Genomic DNA, 14694 nt, shown 5'->3' on the forward strand with positions numbered 1-14694 from the left:
CACTACCATTTTGCCGAATGTATCTATTGATACGCCTACCAATCGTTTGAATTTGTCGACTTTGTAATTCTGTATTTCTTTCCATTACATAAATGAAAGCTCATACTTAATTGTTTCTATTCACTAAAAACTTCGATTTATTTATCCATATACGTATGTGAATTATGAAAGAGGTCTAATAAATATTGCTAGTCTTTTTAAACATATAGATCTTTAATATCTTAGGTTCAGACCCCTAGTTTGCCTTCCTTCTCCATACCGCTAACTAATTCACAAATTTGATCTTCAGATAAAAATACATATTTGCCCCTTTTAAAATGTCTTATTGAAGTAAAATACAAACTATCATAACAAATTATTAGTGAGTCTTTATACGGACTAAATGGATTATATCCTTGCACATATTTTGTCTTTTGAAAAGTGTCTAAAAGTGCTTCTAAGATTTGAAAAGTATCATTCATATTCTCTACCTTGATTACAGTTTGCTTTTCATAAGCAGAATTATCCTTACATTATTTAATAATTATGCAACATGAGAATAATGGCAGTATCAATTTATATACTAAATTCATATCAAGAAAACCATAAAATGAAAAATATAAAATAACAATTATAAAATAACCTTGTGGCCTCTACAGGAATCGAACCTGTACCAAGAGAATCGGAATCTCTTATTCTATCCATTAAACTAAGAGGCCAAATAAGTTTACAAATATATTATAGAAAGTTGATATGATTGCAGCCCCTCTATTCGCCGCGGCGAATCCCTGAGGGGAGACTGACTCCTACTAAGGTTGAAAGACTTTCTCTTATAACAAACTCGGGTATTTAAATATTAATTCGCTACACGTCGTTCAAGTTCTTGCAGTTCATCCCTCAACATAGCCGCTTGTAAAAAGTCCATCTCTTTGGCGGCTTGTGCCATACGTTTGCGAGTTTGGTCGGCGAGCTTTTGCAGTTGTTCTTTGTTCATATATTGTACGAGTGGATCGGCTGCCAATGCGGGTGTTTCTGGCTCCGCATAATAACTTTCATGCGTAGGTGCATCCACACGGAAATCGCTTAATGAAGTTTGTTTGAATATATCTTCTTTCGATTTCAATATCGTTGTTGGCGTTATACCATGCAAAGTATTATAAGCCATTTGCTTTTCGCGTTTACGCAAATTATCATCCATGGTGCGTTGCATACTGTTTGTAATTCTATCAGCATACATTATAACTTTGCCTCGTGAGTTACGTGCAGCACGACCAATAGTTTGTATCAGTGATCTGTCGCTACGTAAAAATCCTTCTTTATCTGCATCCAAAATTGCAACAAAAGAAACCTCGGGCAAGTCCAATCCCTCACGCAATAAATTCACGCCTATCAAAACATCAATCACGCCCACCCTTAGGTTGCGTAGTATCTCTACGCGGTCGAGGGTTTTCACTTCGCTATGTATGTAACTACATTTTATATTTAATCGGGCTAGATATTTTGTCAATTCTTCTGCCATGCGTTTGGTGAGCGTGGTTACCAAAACTCTATCGCCCATTTTAATTCTTTCTTCAATTTCATCCATCAAATCATCTACTTGATTTACACAGGGACGAATCTCAATCACAGGGTCTAACAATCCAGTTGGTCTAATTAATTGTTCCACTACAACGCCCTCTGAACGGGCCACTTCATAGTCGGAAGGAGTTGCACTAACATATATAGTTTGTCCTATCATACCTTCAAATTCATTAAAAGTAAGCGGCCTATTATCTAATGCACTGGGCAATCGGAAACCATGTTCTACTAAAGTAGTTTTTCTGCTTCTATCACCGCCATACATGGCTCGCACTTGTGGTAAGCTCACATGACTTTCATCAACCACCAATAAAAAATCATCATCAAAATAATCTAATAAACAGAAAGGTCTATCACCTGCATTTCGATTATCCATATAACGACTATAGTTTTCAATGCCGCTACAGTAACCAAGTTCACGCATCATTTCCAAATCGAAAGTTACTTTTTCTTCCAATCTTTTTGCTTCGAGATTCATGCCGAGTGATCTAAAATATTCTACTTGGCCCACCATATCATCTTGTATCTTGTTAATGGAGTGCATCATCGAATCACGATTGGTCACATATATATTGGCAGGAAAAATTGCCATATTATCTTGCTTTTCTAGGGTCTTTCCAGTTCCTGGATCAAAAGTAGAAATGGCTTCAATTTCATTGCCGAAAAATACAATTCTATAGGCATAATCACCATAGGCTACAAATACATCTACATTATCGCCTTGCACCCTAAAATTTCCACGGTCGAATATTGCCGTAGTGCGACTGTAAAGGGAATCCACCAACTTATATAATAAAGTATTGCGACTCATTTTCATGCCCGGGTGCAAACGAATAATAGAATCTTCATAGGCTTTTGGATTACCCGCACCATATATACAGGAGACCGATGCCACCACCAAAATATCTCGTCTTCCTGATAGCAAAGTAGAAGTGGTTCTCAAACGAAGTTTTTCAATCTCCTGATTGATGGCCATATCTTTTTCTATATAAGTATTCGAGCTGGGGATGAAAGCCTCGGGTTGGTAATAATCATAATAAGAAACATAATACTCGATGGCATTATTGGGGAAAAATTGTTTGAACTCGCCATAAAGTTGAGCTACCAAGGTTTTATTATGACTCAATACCAAAGTCGGTCTTTGAATTTGCTGCACCACATTGGCAATGGTAAAAGTTTTTCCACTACCCGTTACGCCCAATAGCACTTGTGCTGGATCGCCACGTTTAATACCCGCAACAAGCTGTTCAATAGCTACAGGTTGGTCGCCAGTGGGCTTAAAAGTGGAGGTGAGTTCAAAATTCATAATTGATTTGCAAAAATAAGTTATAATTTTGGTGGAAATTGATGTAATTCGCAGCAAATTGTTAGAGAGCTTAAAACATATAGACCACCAACTGTTTAATTTCATTAACCATAATTTGTCCAATGGTTTTTGTGATTGGCTAATGCCCTACCTCCGAATTATGTGGTTGTGGTTTCCATTATATATATTTTTGTTTTGGTTATTATATAAAAAAAACGGACTCAAAAATACCGGTTTTATTTTGATTGCATTTGCTATCACTATTGGCATCAGTGATGCGATAGTTGCAAACGGTTTCAAGCATATTATACAACGTCTCAGACCTTGCCATTATAAGGATATTGAAGGTATCGCACCCATTGTCCGTGCTAGTTGTGGTAGCGGATTTAGTTTTATTTCAGCACATGCTACCAACCATTTTGCAATAGCGATGTTTTTTATATGTCTTTTCCAAAGTGCTCACAAATATTGGTTATTATTATGGGCTGCAACTATAGCTTTTGCAAGTGTATATATTGGGGTTCACTATCCTGTTGATGTAACTGTAGGAGCAATTTCTGGCTCACTGGTAGGTTGGTGGACTGGCAGAACTGCGAGGGATTTGTTATGATAAATAAATTGGATTATTATATATAATACTCTTTTAATACATCACCCCTCTATATCATACCTCGCCACAAAATCTACTACGCGTTGGTCAACTATAATATCTTCTTGGCGTATACGTTGTGTAAGGGTAATACCATCCAAAGTCCTACAACGGCTAAGGGCTACATAAAGTTGTCCGTGCGAAAAAGTTCCACCTGTTAAGTCTACTACTATATTATCAAAAGTAAGTCCTTGGCTTTTATGGATGGTCATTGCCCACGCCAGTTTAAAAGGCATTTGGGTGAAAGTTCCCTTTACTCTTCTATCAATTTTATTGCGACTTCTATCCCAAACATAATCTACATTTTCCCATTTCTCTCGCAGCACATCTTTCTTTTCTCCGTTGCTTAATTCTACTATTACTAATTCAGGTTGGCAATCTATAACTTTTGCAATCGTACCATTTACCCAATGTCCTTCGGGATTATTTTTTATAAATACAACTTGTGCTCCTGGACGTAAAAATAAATCTTCATCCGTAGGCATGTGTCGTGTATTGATGTCGCCTTCAATGGCTGCGGTGTAGCGGGTTTCGGGCGTATTGATTCTTGCCAATTGCATATCATTAATAGACGAGGCACGTGCATTAATGGTACATAATGCAACACTATAATCATCGCCTTTAAATGAATATCTTGGATTGAATCTGCTATTCAAATCTTCGAGTGTTTGAGCATCGGCTTCGTTCTTTCTAATCTTATCTAACAAACCAATAAAATACGGATCACTTTGTCTATATACTTTTTTTAATTCGAGGCAATGAACAAAATATTGTTTGAATACTGAAGCACTAAAAAAATAAGGAGAATCATAATGTTGCCCATACATATATTTTTCAAGTTCGGTATTTGTCACCACAGGTTCCAACTGGAATGGATCGCCTATCATCACCACTTGTTTGCCACCAAAAGGTTTGTCGGGCTGACGAAGATTTAATCGCAAACTTTGGTCGATGCCATCCACCAAATCTGCACGCAACATCGATATTTCATCTATGATAATCGTATCAACATTTAATAAAACTTTCCCGCGTGGTGTATTTTTATTAAATATTTTAATCTCTTCGTCATCGGGAACCAAAGGTCGTAGTGGAAATAAAAAAGCAGAATGTATCGTTTGTCCACCCGCATTAACCGCAGCAATTCCTGTAGGAGCCAATACCAAAACATTTTTTTTTGTGTTGGCTACAAACTCTCTCAATAAAGTTGATTTACCTGTACCTGCTTTTCCTGTGATTAAAAACGAATCATTGGTGTTTTCTAAAGCATCAATGGTGCGACCAAAAGTAGGATTGTCGCTATGTGATTTTATTTCTTTCAATTTTAGTGGTCAGTAAACAGTAATCAGTGGTCAGTAAACAGTAGTCAGTAAACAGTAGTCAGCAAACAGTTTGCGGCGTCAGCTACCGACCACTGATTACTGACCACTATTTTTATTCCTTACTACAATGTATCATAAATTTCTGCAAAACCTCATTCATTTTTTCGGGTTCTTCGAGCATGCCCATGTGGGCAGATTTTTCAAAAGTTTCAAAGGTGCAATCGCTAGGAAGTTTGGCTACTTTTTGTATATCTTTATAGGGTATTACTTTGTCTTTTTTTCCTGCCGTTATTAATATAGGAACTGTCGATTTTTTTAATACTTCGCTCAAATCAGGACGGCTACGCATGGCTAGTGTAGCTGCCATCACACCTGTTTTGGGCGTATTGCATGCACTTTCAGTTGCATTTTCTATAATATCTTTTTCTTCAAAATCGGGAGCAAACAAAGTAGGAATTAATGTCTTTGCAAAATCAGGAGTGCCATGTTCTTCCACAAAACTATAGGATTTGAGTCGGTTCTCTTTTTTCTCTTCATTGTCGGCAACCGATGTGGAAAATAACAATCCAAAACCTTGTAATACATTGGGAAATAATTGGGCAAATGCCAAAGTAACATAACCACCCATAGAGTGGCCACATATAATACATTGTTTAATTTTCTCAACATCGAGCATGGCTTTTACCGCAGCGGCCATCATGGGCAACGTAACCTGTCTGATAACGCTACTGCTGCCATGTCCTGGCAAATCGGGTATAATAAGCTTGTTGGTTTTGGAAAGTTCGGCTATTTGTATATTAAATATACTGGCATCCTCGCAAAAGCCGTGTAGCAATACCAATACAGGACCTTCGCCTTGTATAGTATAGTGGAGTTTTTGTCCACGTGCCCATGTGATAGTTTTGTTCATAAAGAGATACAAAAATGCAGGTATTATTGCATGAATAATTAAATAATTTCTACACAATGACATTAACACAGGCACAACAAAATGTGGATGAATGGATTAAAACCATTGGTGTTCGCTATTTCAGTGAGCTAACCAATACTGCCATACTGATGGAAGAGGTAGGAGAACTTGCCCGAATTATGGCCCGCAAATATGGGGAACAGTCGTGGAAAGAAACTGACCACGAACCTGATATGGCTGATGAAATGGCTGATGTCCTTTGGGTATTGATGTGTCTAGCCAATCAAACCGGTGTAAATTTGGAAGAAGCCTTTACAAAAAATATGGAAAAGAAAACCAAACGCGATAAGGATAGGCATCGGGATAATGAGAAGTTACGGGATTAGTTTCTTAACCGCAAGGGACGCTAAGGAATTCGCTGTCCGAACTATGATTCTAGAGATTTAATGACTACTATGAATCTAGAATAAATTTTGATTGGAAGACCTCCCCTATAGATCCCGATAGCCCCACCGCGGCGGGAGGAGTGCTGTGTTACTCGACAAATAAACACTATTGTATTTGCGTCCTTTGCGGTAAAAAGATATGCCGAAAATGAGACAGAAGCTAGAAGTTTAAAACCGCTATTAAACCTTCGGACCTCCTACATCCGTCTTCTAACTTCCTACTTCGGACTTCCTACTTCCGTCTTCTAACTTCCATCACGACACGCCTCCCAAATAAACCACCTGCCCCGTAATAAACGAGCTTTTCGGACTTATAAAAAAATCGCAGATGTTATATATATCTTGTAAAGTTCCTTTGCGTTTGATGGCTTGCATATTTAATACATTTTGCATCCAGTCTTCAGGAATTCCTTTAATTAAATCTGTATCAATCGGTGTGGGGCCAATTGCATTTACTGTAATATTAAATGAAGCCAATTCACGTGCTGCAATTTTGGTGAGCGATTCCACAGCAGCCTTGCTAGCCGCATAACTACTTTGAGTTTCTAAATTCAAAGGTTTTGATATACTCGTAAAGTTTATAATACGTCCGCTTTGTTGTCGGATCATTTGTTTGGCTGCTTCACGCATCAATAAAAAAGTACCACCCGCATTTACTTTATACACTTGTTCGAATGCTGAAAGAGGTGTGCTGATTAAAGAATTCATGTTTGCAAGAGCAGCATTGTTAATTAAAATATCAATACTTCCGCAAGTGTTTTTTATTTGTTTAATAGCAGCGGTTACTTGTTCTTCGATGGCTATATCACAAACAATATGCATATAATGTTCATGTATTATTTTTGCTTCGCCTCTTGCCAAGCCTGCTACTATATATCCTTGAGATAAATAGTGATTTGCCAAGGCCAATCCTATGCCTTTAGTGGTTCCGCTGATGATAATGGTTTGCATATATAATATTAATAATTATAGTAAATTAGAGAAATATTTCATGTTAAATTTCTTTTTTCCTAGCCTCGCTCGCCGCGAGGGCCTTCCATTTTACACAAAAAGGAAGCAAAAGTTTTTTTGTTTGCGAAGGTAGTTTTGCCCTTTTAAATTCAGTTAAATAGTTCAAATGAACTGCACGTGGGCAAACCATGGTCGAATCAACAGCCTCGTTTCCAGCAGCGTGCTTGGGTTTATTGGTGCATGCCTTGCGTTTATAATATAATACTGTCTCAGCTGTTACTTCGCCACCCCGCCGCAGCGGGCTGCCGCAAATAAAAAGGGCCTCCGTGGAAGATAAAGAGTTTTCGTTCCCTATAATATATATATAATTTAAGTTCATTTATGCTTAGTTTAACGACCCATCATTCCCTTGATTCTTCTCATAATTTGCGTAGAAAACTGTGCTATATCTTCTGAGATTCTAAAATATATAATGGCAATTAAAAATAACGTCGCAAATAAACCAGAACGAAGACAAATGCTGATAATATTTTCAATTTTTGTTCCTGTAAATCCTGGTACAAAATATACTAGCGTATATAATAGTCCTGCAACAAAAACTCCTTTTACTATATCTAAAGTGAAGGGTTGTAGTTTGAATTTATAATATATAAACCAAAACCGTACGCCATTATATATAAACTGCGAAACCAAGGCTGCATAGCCTGTTCCAAGGATTCCATAATTGGAAATAAATAGATAATTGACGGGGATTAATATAATTAATAACAATACTTGGGTACCGAAATTAAATTTCCAAAAATTTGAAGTATTTAGTAATTCTCCATTCATGCCACAAGCCAAATCGAATAATTTTGCCAAGGACAATAATAATACAACGGGTTTTGCCTCCATATATGCAGGAGGAAGCAATGCAAGAATTTCATCAATACTTACCCAAATAGCTACAAAAATGAGCAAGCCCGCAAGCAACATATTCAAAGCTGTTTTCTTATATAGTGTTTCTATGGTTCGTATATCCTTGCGTTTCCACGCATCCGACATTACAGAAATTGTTACCCCAAACATAGCTTTTTGGGGAACTTGTAATATCGCTACCAAGTATATAGCAATACTTAAAATACCTGTATTTTTCAAACCTTCCATCCCCGAAATCATAATAGGGGCAAGATATTCAGCAAGTTCTCCTATTATAAGTCCTGCATATATAAACCCTCCGTATGAGAGTATTTTTTTGCCCAACCTGCGGCTTACTTTACTTAGTTTGGGAACTATATGAAAATCTCCTTCACGTCTTAATTTCAAAAACATCGGAATTAATCCCACAAAATAGTACGTGCAAAACAGCATCATAAACACATCGAAACTGATTACATTTATATAATATAATAGCACAATAATGATAGAGTAAAACTTATACCCCAAGTCTTCTAAAAAAGTAGGGAAAGCCGCATTCAATCTGATATTGAGATGCGTCTTAAAAATGGTAAAATACAAAAACGAAAAGGTGAACGGTATTATATAATAATAATATTTTACTAACAATGGTGAGTGCTCCGAAAATTTCAATACAAAAAAATCTTTAAACAATAGCATTCCCAAAGTAATCATCACAAATCCAAAAAAGGGAACCACCAAAGACATAAAAGCAAAGTCGCTTTCGTCTTTTTTAAGATAGTCTTTGTAATAAGGAAAAAATTTGTACATCATGGAGAAGGTTGCCATCATGGCAAATTGCATCAATACTGCACCCACCGCCATTAAGGCCCTAGTTAGTCCAAATTGTTCAGGTGTTAAGATAAAGGTATATAAGAAAAACAGATTGAACGCCCCCACAACAAAACCGCTGTAGGTAAACAATGCCGAGTACATACCCTGTCGTCTGATTACTCCCATTGCGATTTATTTTTCAATATATTTGTTTTATTTCCCAATCTTATTTTACAGAAATCACAGCCTCATATTTCTTCCTGCAAACATATCTTAAAAATTATTCTTCGTTTGTAACATTTTTTCGCACAATTTTGTCCCTTTAAATAAATAATATAATTATGAGAAGCAACCATGAGATAGATTACCGCGTAATTGGCGAAGAAATGCAATGTGTAGAAATAGAGCTAGACCCTACAGAGACCGTCATTGGCGAGTCGGGGAGTTTTATGATGATGGAGGACGACATCAAGATGGAAACCATTTTTGGTGACGGTTCCACACAAAGTGGTGGTGGATTTATGAACAAACTTTTTTCTGCGGGCAAGCGATTGCTTACCGGAGAGAGTTTATTTATGACCGCATTTACCAACACGGGGAGCCAAAAACGACGTGTTACTTTTGCGTCGCCCTATCCAGGTAAAATTGTTCCGATGGATTTGATGCAAATGGGCGGCAGGCTTCTTTGTCAGAAAGATGCATTCCTTTGTGCGGCTAAGGGGGTTTCGGTGGGAATTGAGTTTCAGAAAAAACTGGGAGCGGGTCTTTTTGGAGGCGAAGGTTTTATTATGGAAAAGTTGGAGGGCGATGGCATGGCTTTTATACACGCAGGTGGAACGATAATTGAACGCAACCTTCAGGCTTATGAAATGCTAAGAATAGATACGGGCTGTTTGGTGGCCTTTACGAAGGATGTGAATTATGATATAGAATTTGTGGGCGGAATCAAAAACAGCATATTTGGAGGCGAAGGTTTATTTTTTGCTACGCTGAAAGGCCCCGGCAGAGTGTGGATACAATCATTGCCCATTAGTCGCTTGGCGGGTCGTATTTTGCGATATGGCACTGGAGCACGTAAGGAAGAAGGTTCAATACTAGGCGGGATTGGTAATTTGTTTGATGGCGACGGTGTATAAAATAAAAAATATAAAATAATTTAAATGCAAATTGAAACTACACCCATAGCGGGATTACTAGTAATAAAGCCCAAAGTATTTTTTGACCCACGGGGATATTTTTTTGAGAATTATAACCAGCAAGCTTTTGAAGAAGCGGGGCTGAAAGATTTATATTTTGTGCAGGACAATCAAAGCCTTTCGCAAGCTGGTATATTAAGGGGTTTACATTTTCAAGCACCTCCTTACGAGCAAGGCAAATTGGTTAGAGTAATTAAAGGTGCAGCATTGGATGTGGTGGTTGATGTGAGAAAAAATTCTGCTACTTATGGAGAACACTATAAATTGGAACTCACCGAGGAAAATTTCCTGATGTTATGGATTCCCCCTGGTTTTGCCCATGGTTTCCTCACCTTAAAGGATGATACCATTTTTTGTTACAAATGCACGGGATTATATGATAAAGCATCAGAAATGGGAATTATGTGGAACGACCCACAACTCAATATCGATTGGGGCATTATCGACCCTATATTAAGTGATAAAGACAGGGAGAATGTATCCTTTCAAAACTTTAACAGTCCTTTTTAGTTATATATATTACCTTGGTAAACAAAGAAGCTATATATCATGCATTGGAAGAAGTGATGGATCCTGAAATTCCCACAATATCTATTATAGATTTGGGCATCGTAACGGGTGTTGAAATACAGAACGATGATATATTTATTAAATTAACTCCTACATTTTCAGGATGCCCAGCACTAAAGGTCATGGAGCAATTGGTGTTTGAAAAATTGACCCCAATTACTTCTGGAAAAGTACATGTGGAAACCAACTTTGACATTGCTTGGAATAGTGATATGATTACCGAAAAAGGAAGGCAGATGCTTTTGAAACATGGTCTTGCTCCGCCACCCAAGCACGAGGGATATATAGAGCTTGATGTACTAAGTGATATAGCATGTCCGCTTTGCGGCAGTAGAAATACTGAAATGAAATCGCCTTTTGGAGCTACTTTATGTAGATCGATGCATTACTGCAATAATTGCATGCAAGCTTTCGAACAGTTTAAACCAGTTATATAATATAAATGACTCGTATACTTATATATATATGCTTGACATTGTTATATATATCATGTAAAAACGAAACTAATCAAACTGTAAAACAAGGAATTGATAGTTCCTTAGGGTCAGAAAAAGCACAAAAAATATACAGTATTGCATCTGATGATTCTGCTCTATGTGATTCTCTGCATTATAATAAAAAAGGAAGGGAATTGAATTCAGTAGAAGTATTTGATCCAAAAAAAACACCAAGCAGCATCCTCCCTAAAAATCCAGTCAGTAAAGAGATGCCTTTACCTGGCGGTATTCCCAGCAAGCATTATATAGATTCTGTAAAAAATGCCCGCAGTAAAAAATAGTCTGGCCGCTGCGAATGTATTTATAAACTTTTTCTGCTTATATATTCCTTAACCGCCTTGGGAAAATATATATATTCCAGTTCATGAATCTTTTTTGCCAATGTTACTTCACTATCGGTTGGTGAAATACCTACAATAGCTTGTTTCAAAATTTCGCCTTTATCATATTCTGCATTCACCAAATGGATTGTGATGCCACTTTCAATTTCTTTATTTGCAATAACGGCTTCGTGAACTTTGCTGCCATACATGCCTTTACCTCCATACTTGGGCAGTAATGCAGGATGTATATTAATTATTTTATTGGGGAATGCTTTAATAAAATCTGTATGTATCAATCTCAAAAATCCGGCTAAAATAATATAATCTATTTGTCTTTGTTTTAATAGTTTTATTATACTATCTGGTTGCTTGAAAATTGAGTTATCAAATAAAAATAAATTCAAATCTAACTGTTTTGCTTTTTCTATAACTCCGGCTTCAGGATTGTTACAAATAATACATTCAATTATAATCTTTTGCTCCTTGTGTTTAATATTAAAATAATCATACAAATTGACTGCATTGCTACCATTTCCACTTGCAAAAATTGCTATTCTAATCATTCTCGTTTTTAAATACTATTATAAAATAACATATTTAATGTACAGCCCACCATATCACAAACAAACGCACTAGAATCATTCCATCGGTAAAATATGCAAACATGGGACTTGTTTTAAGCGATGGTGATCGAAATAAAATAAGCATGGCAGAAAAATCGGCAACAGCCAAGGATACACCATAATCCAAACTGATTCGCATTGCGGTTATCACTGCCAGTGGGCCTAAAACAAAAGCGGAATAGGATGCTTTTTTTTCACCCAACATCGTGGGAAGTGTTCCTATTTTTTCACGCAGGTCTTGTTCATAATCACGCATATCGAATGCAATGGCCAACATAGCTATAAAAAATATATGTTCCCAAATAATAGTTGTATAATTTTCTGGCTGTATATGATATAATTTTGAAGGGAGCACCGTTCCAACGACCACCCATACATATATAATAAGGAAAGTTTTTAGCAAGGGTATGCTTCGCAATGCCCTGCCGCCAAATACCGGGATAGAATAAGCTACAGACAAAGCCATCAGGTGTAGTAAATATAAATTGAAATCTGTTGAATAATCTATTACATAATAAAAGCAAACCAATCCTGATGCCAACAATAAGGTAGCACTCAATATATGGTCTTTGAGAAGCGTTGTATAACTATCATACTTTTTATATTTGGCCATCACGCCATCGAACAAATAGGTGAAAAAAGTTGAAGCTCCAATAAATATAATATCACCAATACGATATTCTATATTCATCTGCAAACAGGATTCTATAAAAAACGCTGCACCGCAAAATGATATAAAAAAAGAATATATAAGGATTTGCATAAAAATATAAGTTATATCCTGAGCAAAAGTAGGCAAAAACTATATAGTAGCATGGTACTTAAAAAGACAATCGTTGTGAATTCATAACAATGAAGCCGAAATAAATTATAAAGATTTGTAAATTAGCACTCTACGATATTTATAAAAAAAATTGTACAAAGTATTTGTTTTGTAATATATAATGCATATCTTTGCGGCCATATTTGAGGACATGTAAAAATCTTCATTAAATACTGAAAATCAAAAAACTAATTTCATACTGAAATGTCAAAAAACACCACCGAGTCGTCAAAAAGTTTCTTTGAAACCGTAATCGACCAACAAAAACAAATGTTCGACAATGTTAAAACTTCTACTGAGCAGTTTGGCAAACAATTCAAACCTACCAATGCTCCTTTTGAGCAAGGCCAAGAATTTTTCCAAAAATGGTACGACAAACAAAAGGATTTTTATAACAATATGAACACTAAAGGTTTTAAAGTGGATATGAAAAACGAAGAATACCAAGAGTTGTTCAATGGTTGGTTGGGCACACAAATGGACTTGTTCAAAAACTTCATCGGCACCTATCAACACATGTCGAAAGACGGCATAAAAAACATGCCTCCTTTTAGTCAATTAAACGGAATGTCGCAAGATTGGACTGGCTTATATAATAAATGGAATGAAACGATGAACCAAAGTTGGTCAGGTATGACTGGCAATTTCCAGAACGGCGATTTGAAAAATAGTTTCACCAATATGGTGGGAAATGCTAACAACTATTTGAAGTTTATGGAAATGTGGGGCCCTATCATCAAACTTTTGAATACAAATAGTTTTGATACCAAGCAGTTCCAGTCGCTTTTCAATATGGACGCATACAAAAGCATGATGGATAATATGTTCAACTTAATGCCCGGCATGAAAGACCTATCTGGTAATTCAAAAAATATGATGGATCAGTGGACTAAGCAAGGTACTGAGCAAATGAACAATTTATTTGGAAATGCAAGTAATCCTTTTGCTAATATGTTTGCTGGCAATAACAACAATAATATGATGGGCTCATGGATGGACAATTACAAAAACATGTATGAAACCATGCAGAATGCTGCTGCTCCCTTAGCTAAAATGATGACTCCTGGTCCAGGTAAAAACATGATGGAAGATTCATCAAGAATCAATAATATGATGGTTCATTTCGGAATGCAAAATGCCCAAATGCAACAACATATATATAATACGGGTCTTAAAGCTTCTCAAACCGTTGCCGAAACTTGGAGCAAAAAAATGCAAAAGGGCGAAAAGTTCGATAACCCAATGGCATTGTATACTGAATGGTTGAGCATTAACGATAAAGTTTTTGTTGAGTTGTTCGAGTCAAAAGAGTACTCTAATTTACAAAGTGATTTGAGTGCAAACGGAATGAAATTGAAAAAAGAAATCGATTTGCAAACAGAAAAAATGATGGCAAACCTTCCCATCATCACCCGCAGCGAAATGGACGAATTATATAAAACTATTTACGAACTCAAAAAGCGTGTTCGCGAAATGGAAAAAGTTGAAGTAACTAAAGCAACAGAAACCAAAACCGTTGTTACTCCTACAGAAAAAACTGCAACTAAAACTGCTGCTACACTAGCAAACAAGCCTGTTGCAAAAAAGGGCAAGTAATTTGCCTTATACAAAAATCTTAGATTAGTTTTTAAGGATTGGATTAGAACAAAAAAGGGAACCTCAAAAGGGTTCTTTTTTTGTTTAGCAGCATTTGCTAAAATAATACCGACACTCACTAGACCTCTTTCATAATTCAAATAAGAAAAGCCAAATTATAACGGACACTTTATTTTATTGTAGTATCGCTCGCCGCGAACTCCGATAACTATCGGGGC

Annotated in this window: 15 protein-coding genes and 1 tRNA gene; 7 read left to right on the forward strand and 9 right to left on the reverse strand. The window is 36.5% G+C overall.

Going from position 1 to position 14694, the window contains the following annotated elements; translation table 11 throughout:
• Positions 1-626: 626 nt before the first annotated feature.
• Positions 627-698: transfer RNA gene (locus SGJ10_14485), tRNA-Arg, on the reverse strand.
• A 137-nt stretch (positions 699-835) separates the two neighbouring features.
• A complete protein-coding gene (gene uvrB, locus SGJ10_14490) occupies positions 836-2863 on the reverse strand; it encodes an excinuclease ABC subunit UvrB (GenBank protein MDZ4759331.1) in 2028 nt (675 codons plus the stop codon).
• Between the two features lie 58 nt (positions 2864-2921).
• On the opposite strand from uvrB, the gene SGJ10_14495 reads away from it, so the two are divergent.
• Entirely contained in the window at positions 2922-3473 is a 552-nt protein-coding gene (locus SGJ10_14495) for a phosphatase PAP2 family protein (GenBank protein MDZ4759332.1), read from the forward strand.
• Between the two features lie 41 nt (positions 3474-3514).
• On the opposite strand, the gene SGJ10_14500 is transcribed toward SGJ10_14495, so the two are convergent.
• Together SGJ10_14500 and SGJ10_14505 are read right to left on the reverse strand one after the other, a co-directional pair.
• Entirely contained in the window at positions 3515-4831 is a 1317-nt protein-coding gene (locus SGJ10_14500) for an AAA family ATPase (protein MDZ4759333.1), read from the reverse strand.
• A gap of 112 nt (positions 4832-4943) precedes the next feature.
• Entirely contained in the window at positions 4944-5741 is a 798-nt protein-coding gene (locus SGJ10_14505; GenBank protein MDZ4759334.1) for an alpha/beta hydrolase, read from the reverse strand.
• A gap of 56 nt (positions 5742-5797) precedes the next feature.
• Here SGJ10_14505 and SGJ10_14510 point away from each other — a divergent pair, with 56 nt between their 5' ends.
• Positions 5798-6127, forward strand: a complete 330-nt coding sequence (locus SGJ10_14510; protein MDZ4759335.1) for a nucleotide pyrophosphohydrolase — start codon at positions 5798-5800, stop codon at positions 6125-6127.
• 315 nt (positions 6128-6442) lie between these two features.
• Here the strand turns inward: SGJ10_14510 and SGJ10_14515 are convergent, their stop codons facing one another.
• From SGJ10_14515 to SGJ10_14525, 3 genes are read right to left on the reverse strand one after another with little or no spacing between them, the layout of a single operon-like run.
• A complete protein-coding gene (locus SGJ10_14515; protein ID MDZ4759336.1) occupies positions 6443-7138 on the reverse strand; it encodes an SDR family oxidoreductase in 696 nt (231 codons plus the stop codon).
• A 43-nt stretch (positions 7139-7181) separates the two neighbouring features.
• Positions 7182-7517: a hypothetical protein gene (locus tag SGJ10_14520; GenBank protein ID MDZ4759337.1), complete on the reverse strand. Its 336-nt coding sequence runs from the start codon at positions 7515-7517 to the stop codon at positions 7182-7184.
• 11 nt (positions 7518-7528) lie between these two features.
• Positions 7529-9034, reverse strand: a complete 1506-nt coding sequence (locus SGJ10_14525) for a hypothetical protein (protein MDZ4759338.1) — start codon at positions 9032-9034, stop codon at positions 7529-7531.
• Positions 9035-9189: 155 nt separating this feature from the next.
• Here SGJ10_14525 and SGJ10_14530 point away from each other — a divergent pair, with 155 nt between their 5' ends.
• The 4 genes from SGJ10_14530 to SGJ10_14545 are packed head-to-tail and all read left to right on the forward strand — an operon-like array spanning position 9190 to position 11392.
• Positions 9190-9984: a TIGR00266 family protein gene (locus SGJ10_14530; protein ID MDZ4759339.1), complete on the forward strand. Its 795-nt coding sequence runs from the start codon at positions 9190-9192 to the stop codon at positions 9982-9984.
• 24 nt (positions 9985-10008) lie between these two features.
• Positions 10009-10554 carry a dTDP-4-dehydrorhamnose 3,5-epimerase gene (gene rfbC, locus SGJ10_14535; protein ID MDZ4759340.1) on the forward strand — a complete coding sequence of 182 codons (546 nt, stop codon included), beginning with the start codon at positions 10009-10011 and terminating at the stop codon, positions 10552-10554.
• Between the two features lie 14 nt (positions 10555-10568).
• Positions 10569-11051 carry a 1,2-phenylacetyl-CoA epoxidase subunit PaaD gene (paaD, locus tag SGJ10_14540; GenBank protein ID MDZ4759341.1) on the forward strand — a complete coding sequence of 161 codons (483 nt, stop codon included), beginning with the start codon at positions 10569-10571 and terminating at the stop codon, positions 11049-11051.
• A 5-nt stretch (positions 11052-11056) separates the two neighbouring features.
• Positions 11057-11392 carry a hypothetical protein gene (locus SGJ10_14545; GenBank protein MDZ4759342.1) on the forward strand — a complete coding sequence of 112 codons (336 nt, stop codon included), beginning with the start codon at positions 11057-11059 and terminating at the stop codon, positions 11390-11392.
• 20 nt (positions 11393-11412) lie between these two features.
• Here the strand turns inward: SGJ10_14545 and SGJ10_14550 are convergent, their stop codons facing one another.
• Together SGJ10_14550 and SGJ10_14555 are read right to left on the reverse strand one after the other, a co-directional pair.
• Complete coding sequence (locus SGJ10_14550; GenBank protein ID MDZ4759343.1) at positions 11413-11997, reverse strand: phosphoribosylglycinamide formyltransferase; 585 nt, start codon at positions 11995-11997, stop codon at positions 11413-11415.
• A 34-nt stretch (positions 11998-12031) separates the two neighbouring features.
• Complete coding sequence (locus tag SGJ10_14555) at positions 12032-12748, reverse strand: hypothetical protein (protein ID MDZ4759344.1); 717 nt, start codon at positions 12746-12748, stop codon at positions 12032-12034.
• A gap of 336 nt (positions 12749-13084) precedes the next feature.
• On the opposite strand from SGJ10_14555, the gene SGJ10_14560 reads away from it, so the two are divergent.
• Positions 13085-14476, forward strand: coding sequence for a poly(R)-hydroxyalkanoic acid synthase subunit PhaE (locus SGJ10_14560; protein ID MDZ4759345.1), 1392 nt, complete (start codon positions 13085-13087; stop codon positions 14474-14476).
• The last annotated feature ends 218 nt before the right edge of the window (positions 14477-14694 follow it).

It is taken from the genome of Bacteroidota bacterium, from assembly GCA_034439655.1.
Lineage (GTDB): Bacteria > Bacteroidota > Bacteroidia > UKL13-3 > UKL13-3 > CANJUD01.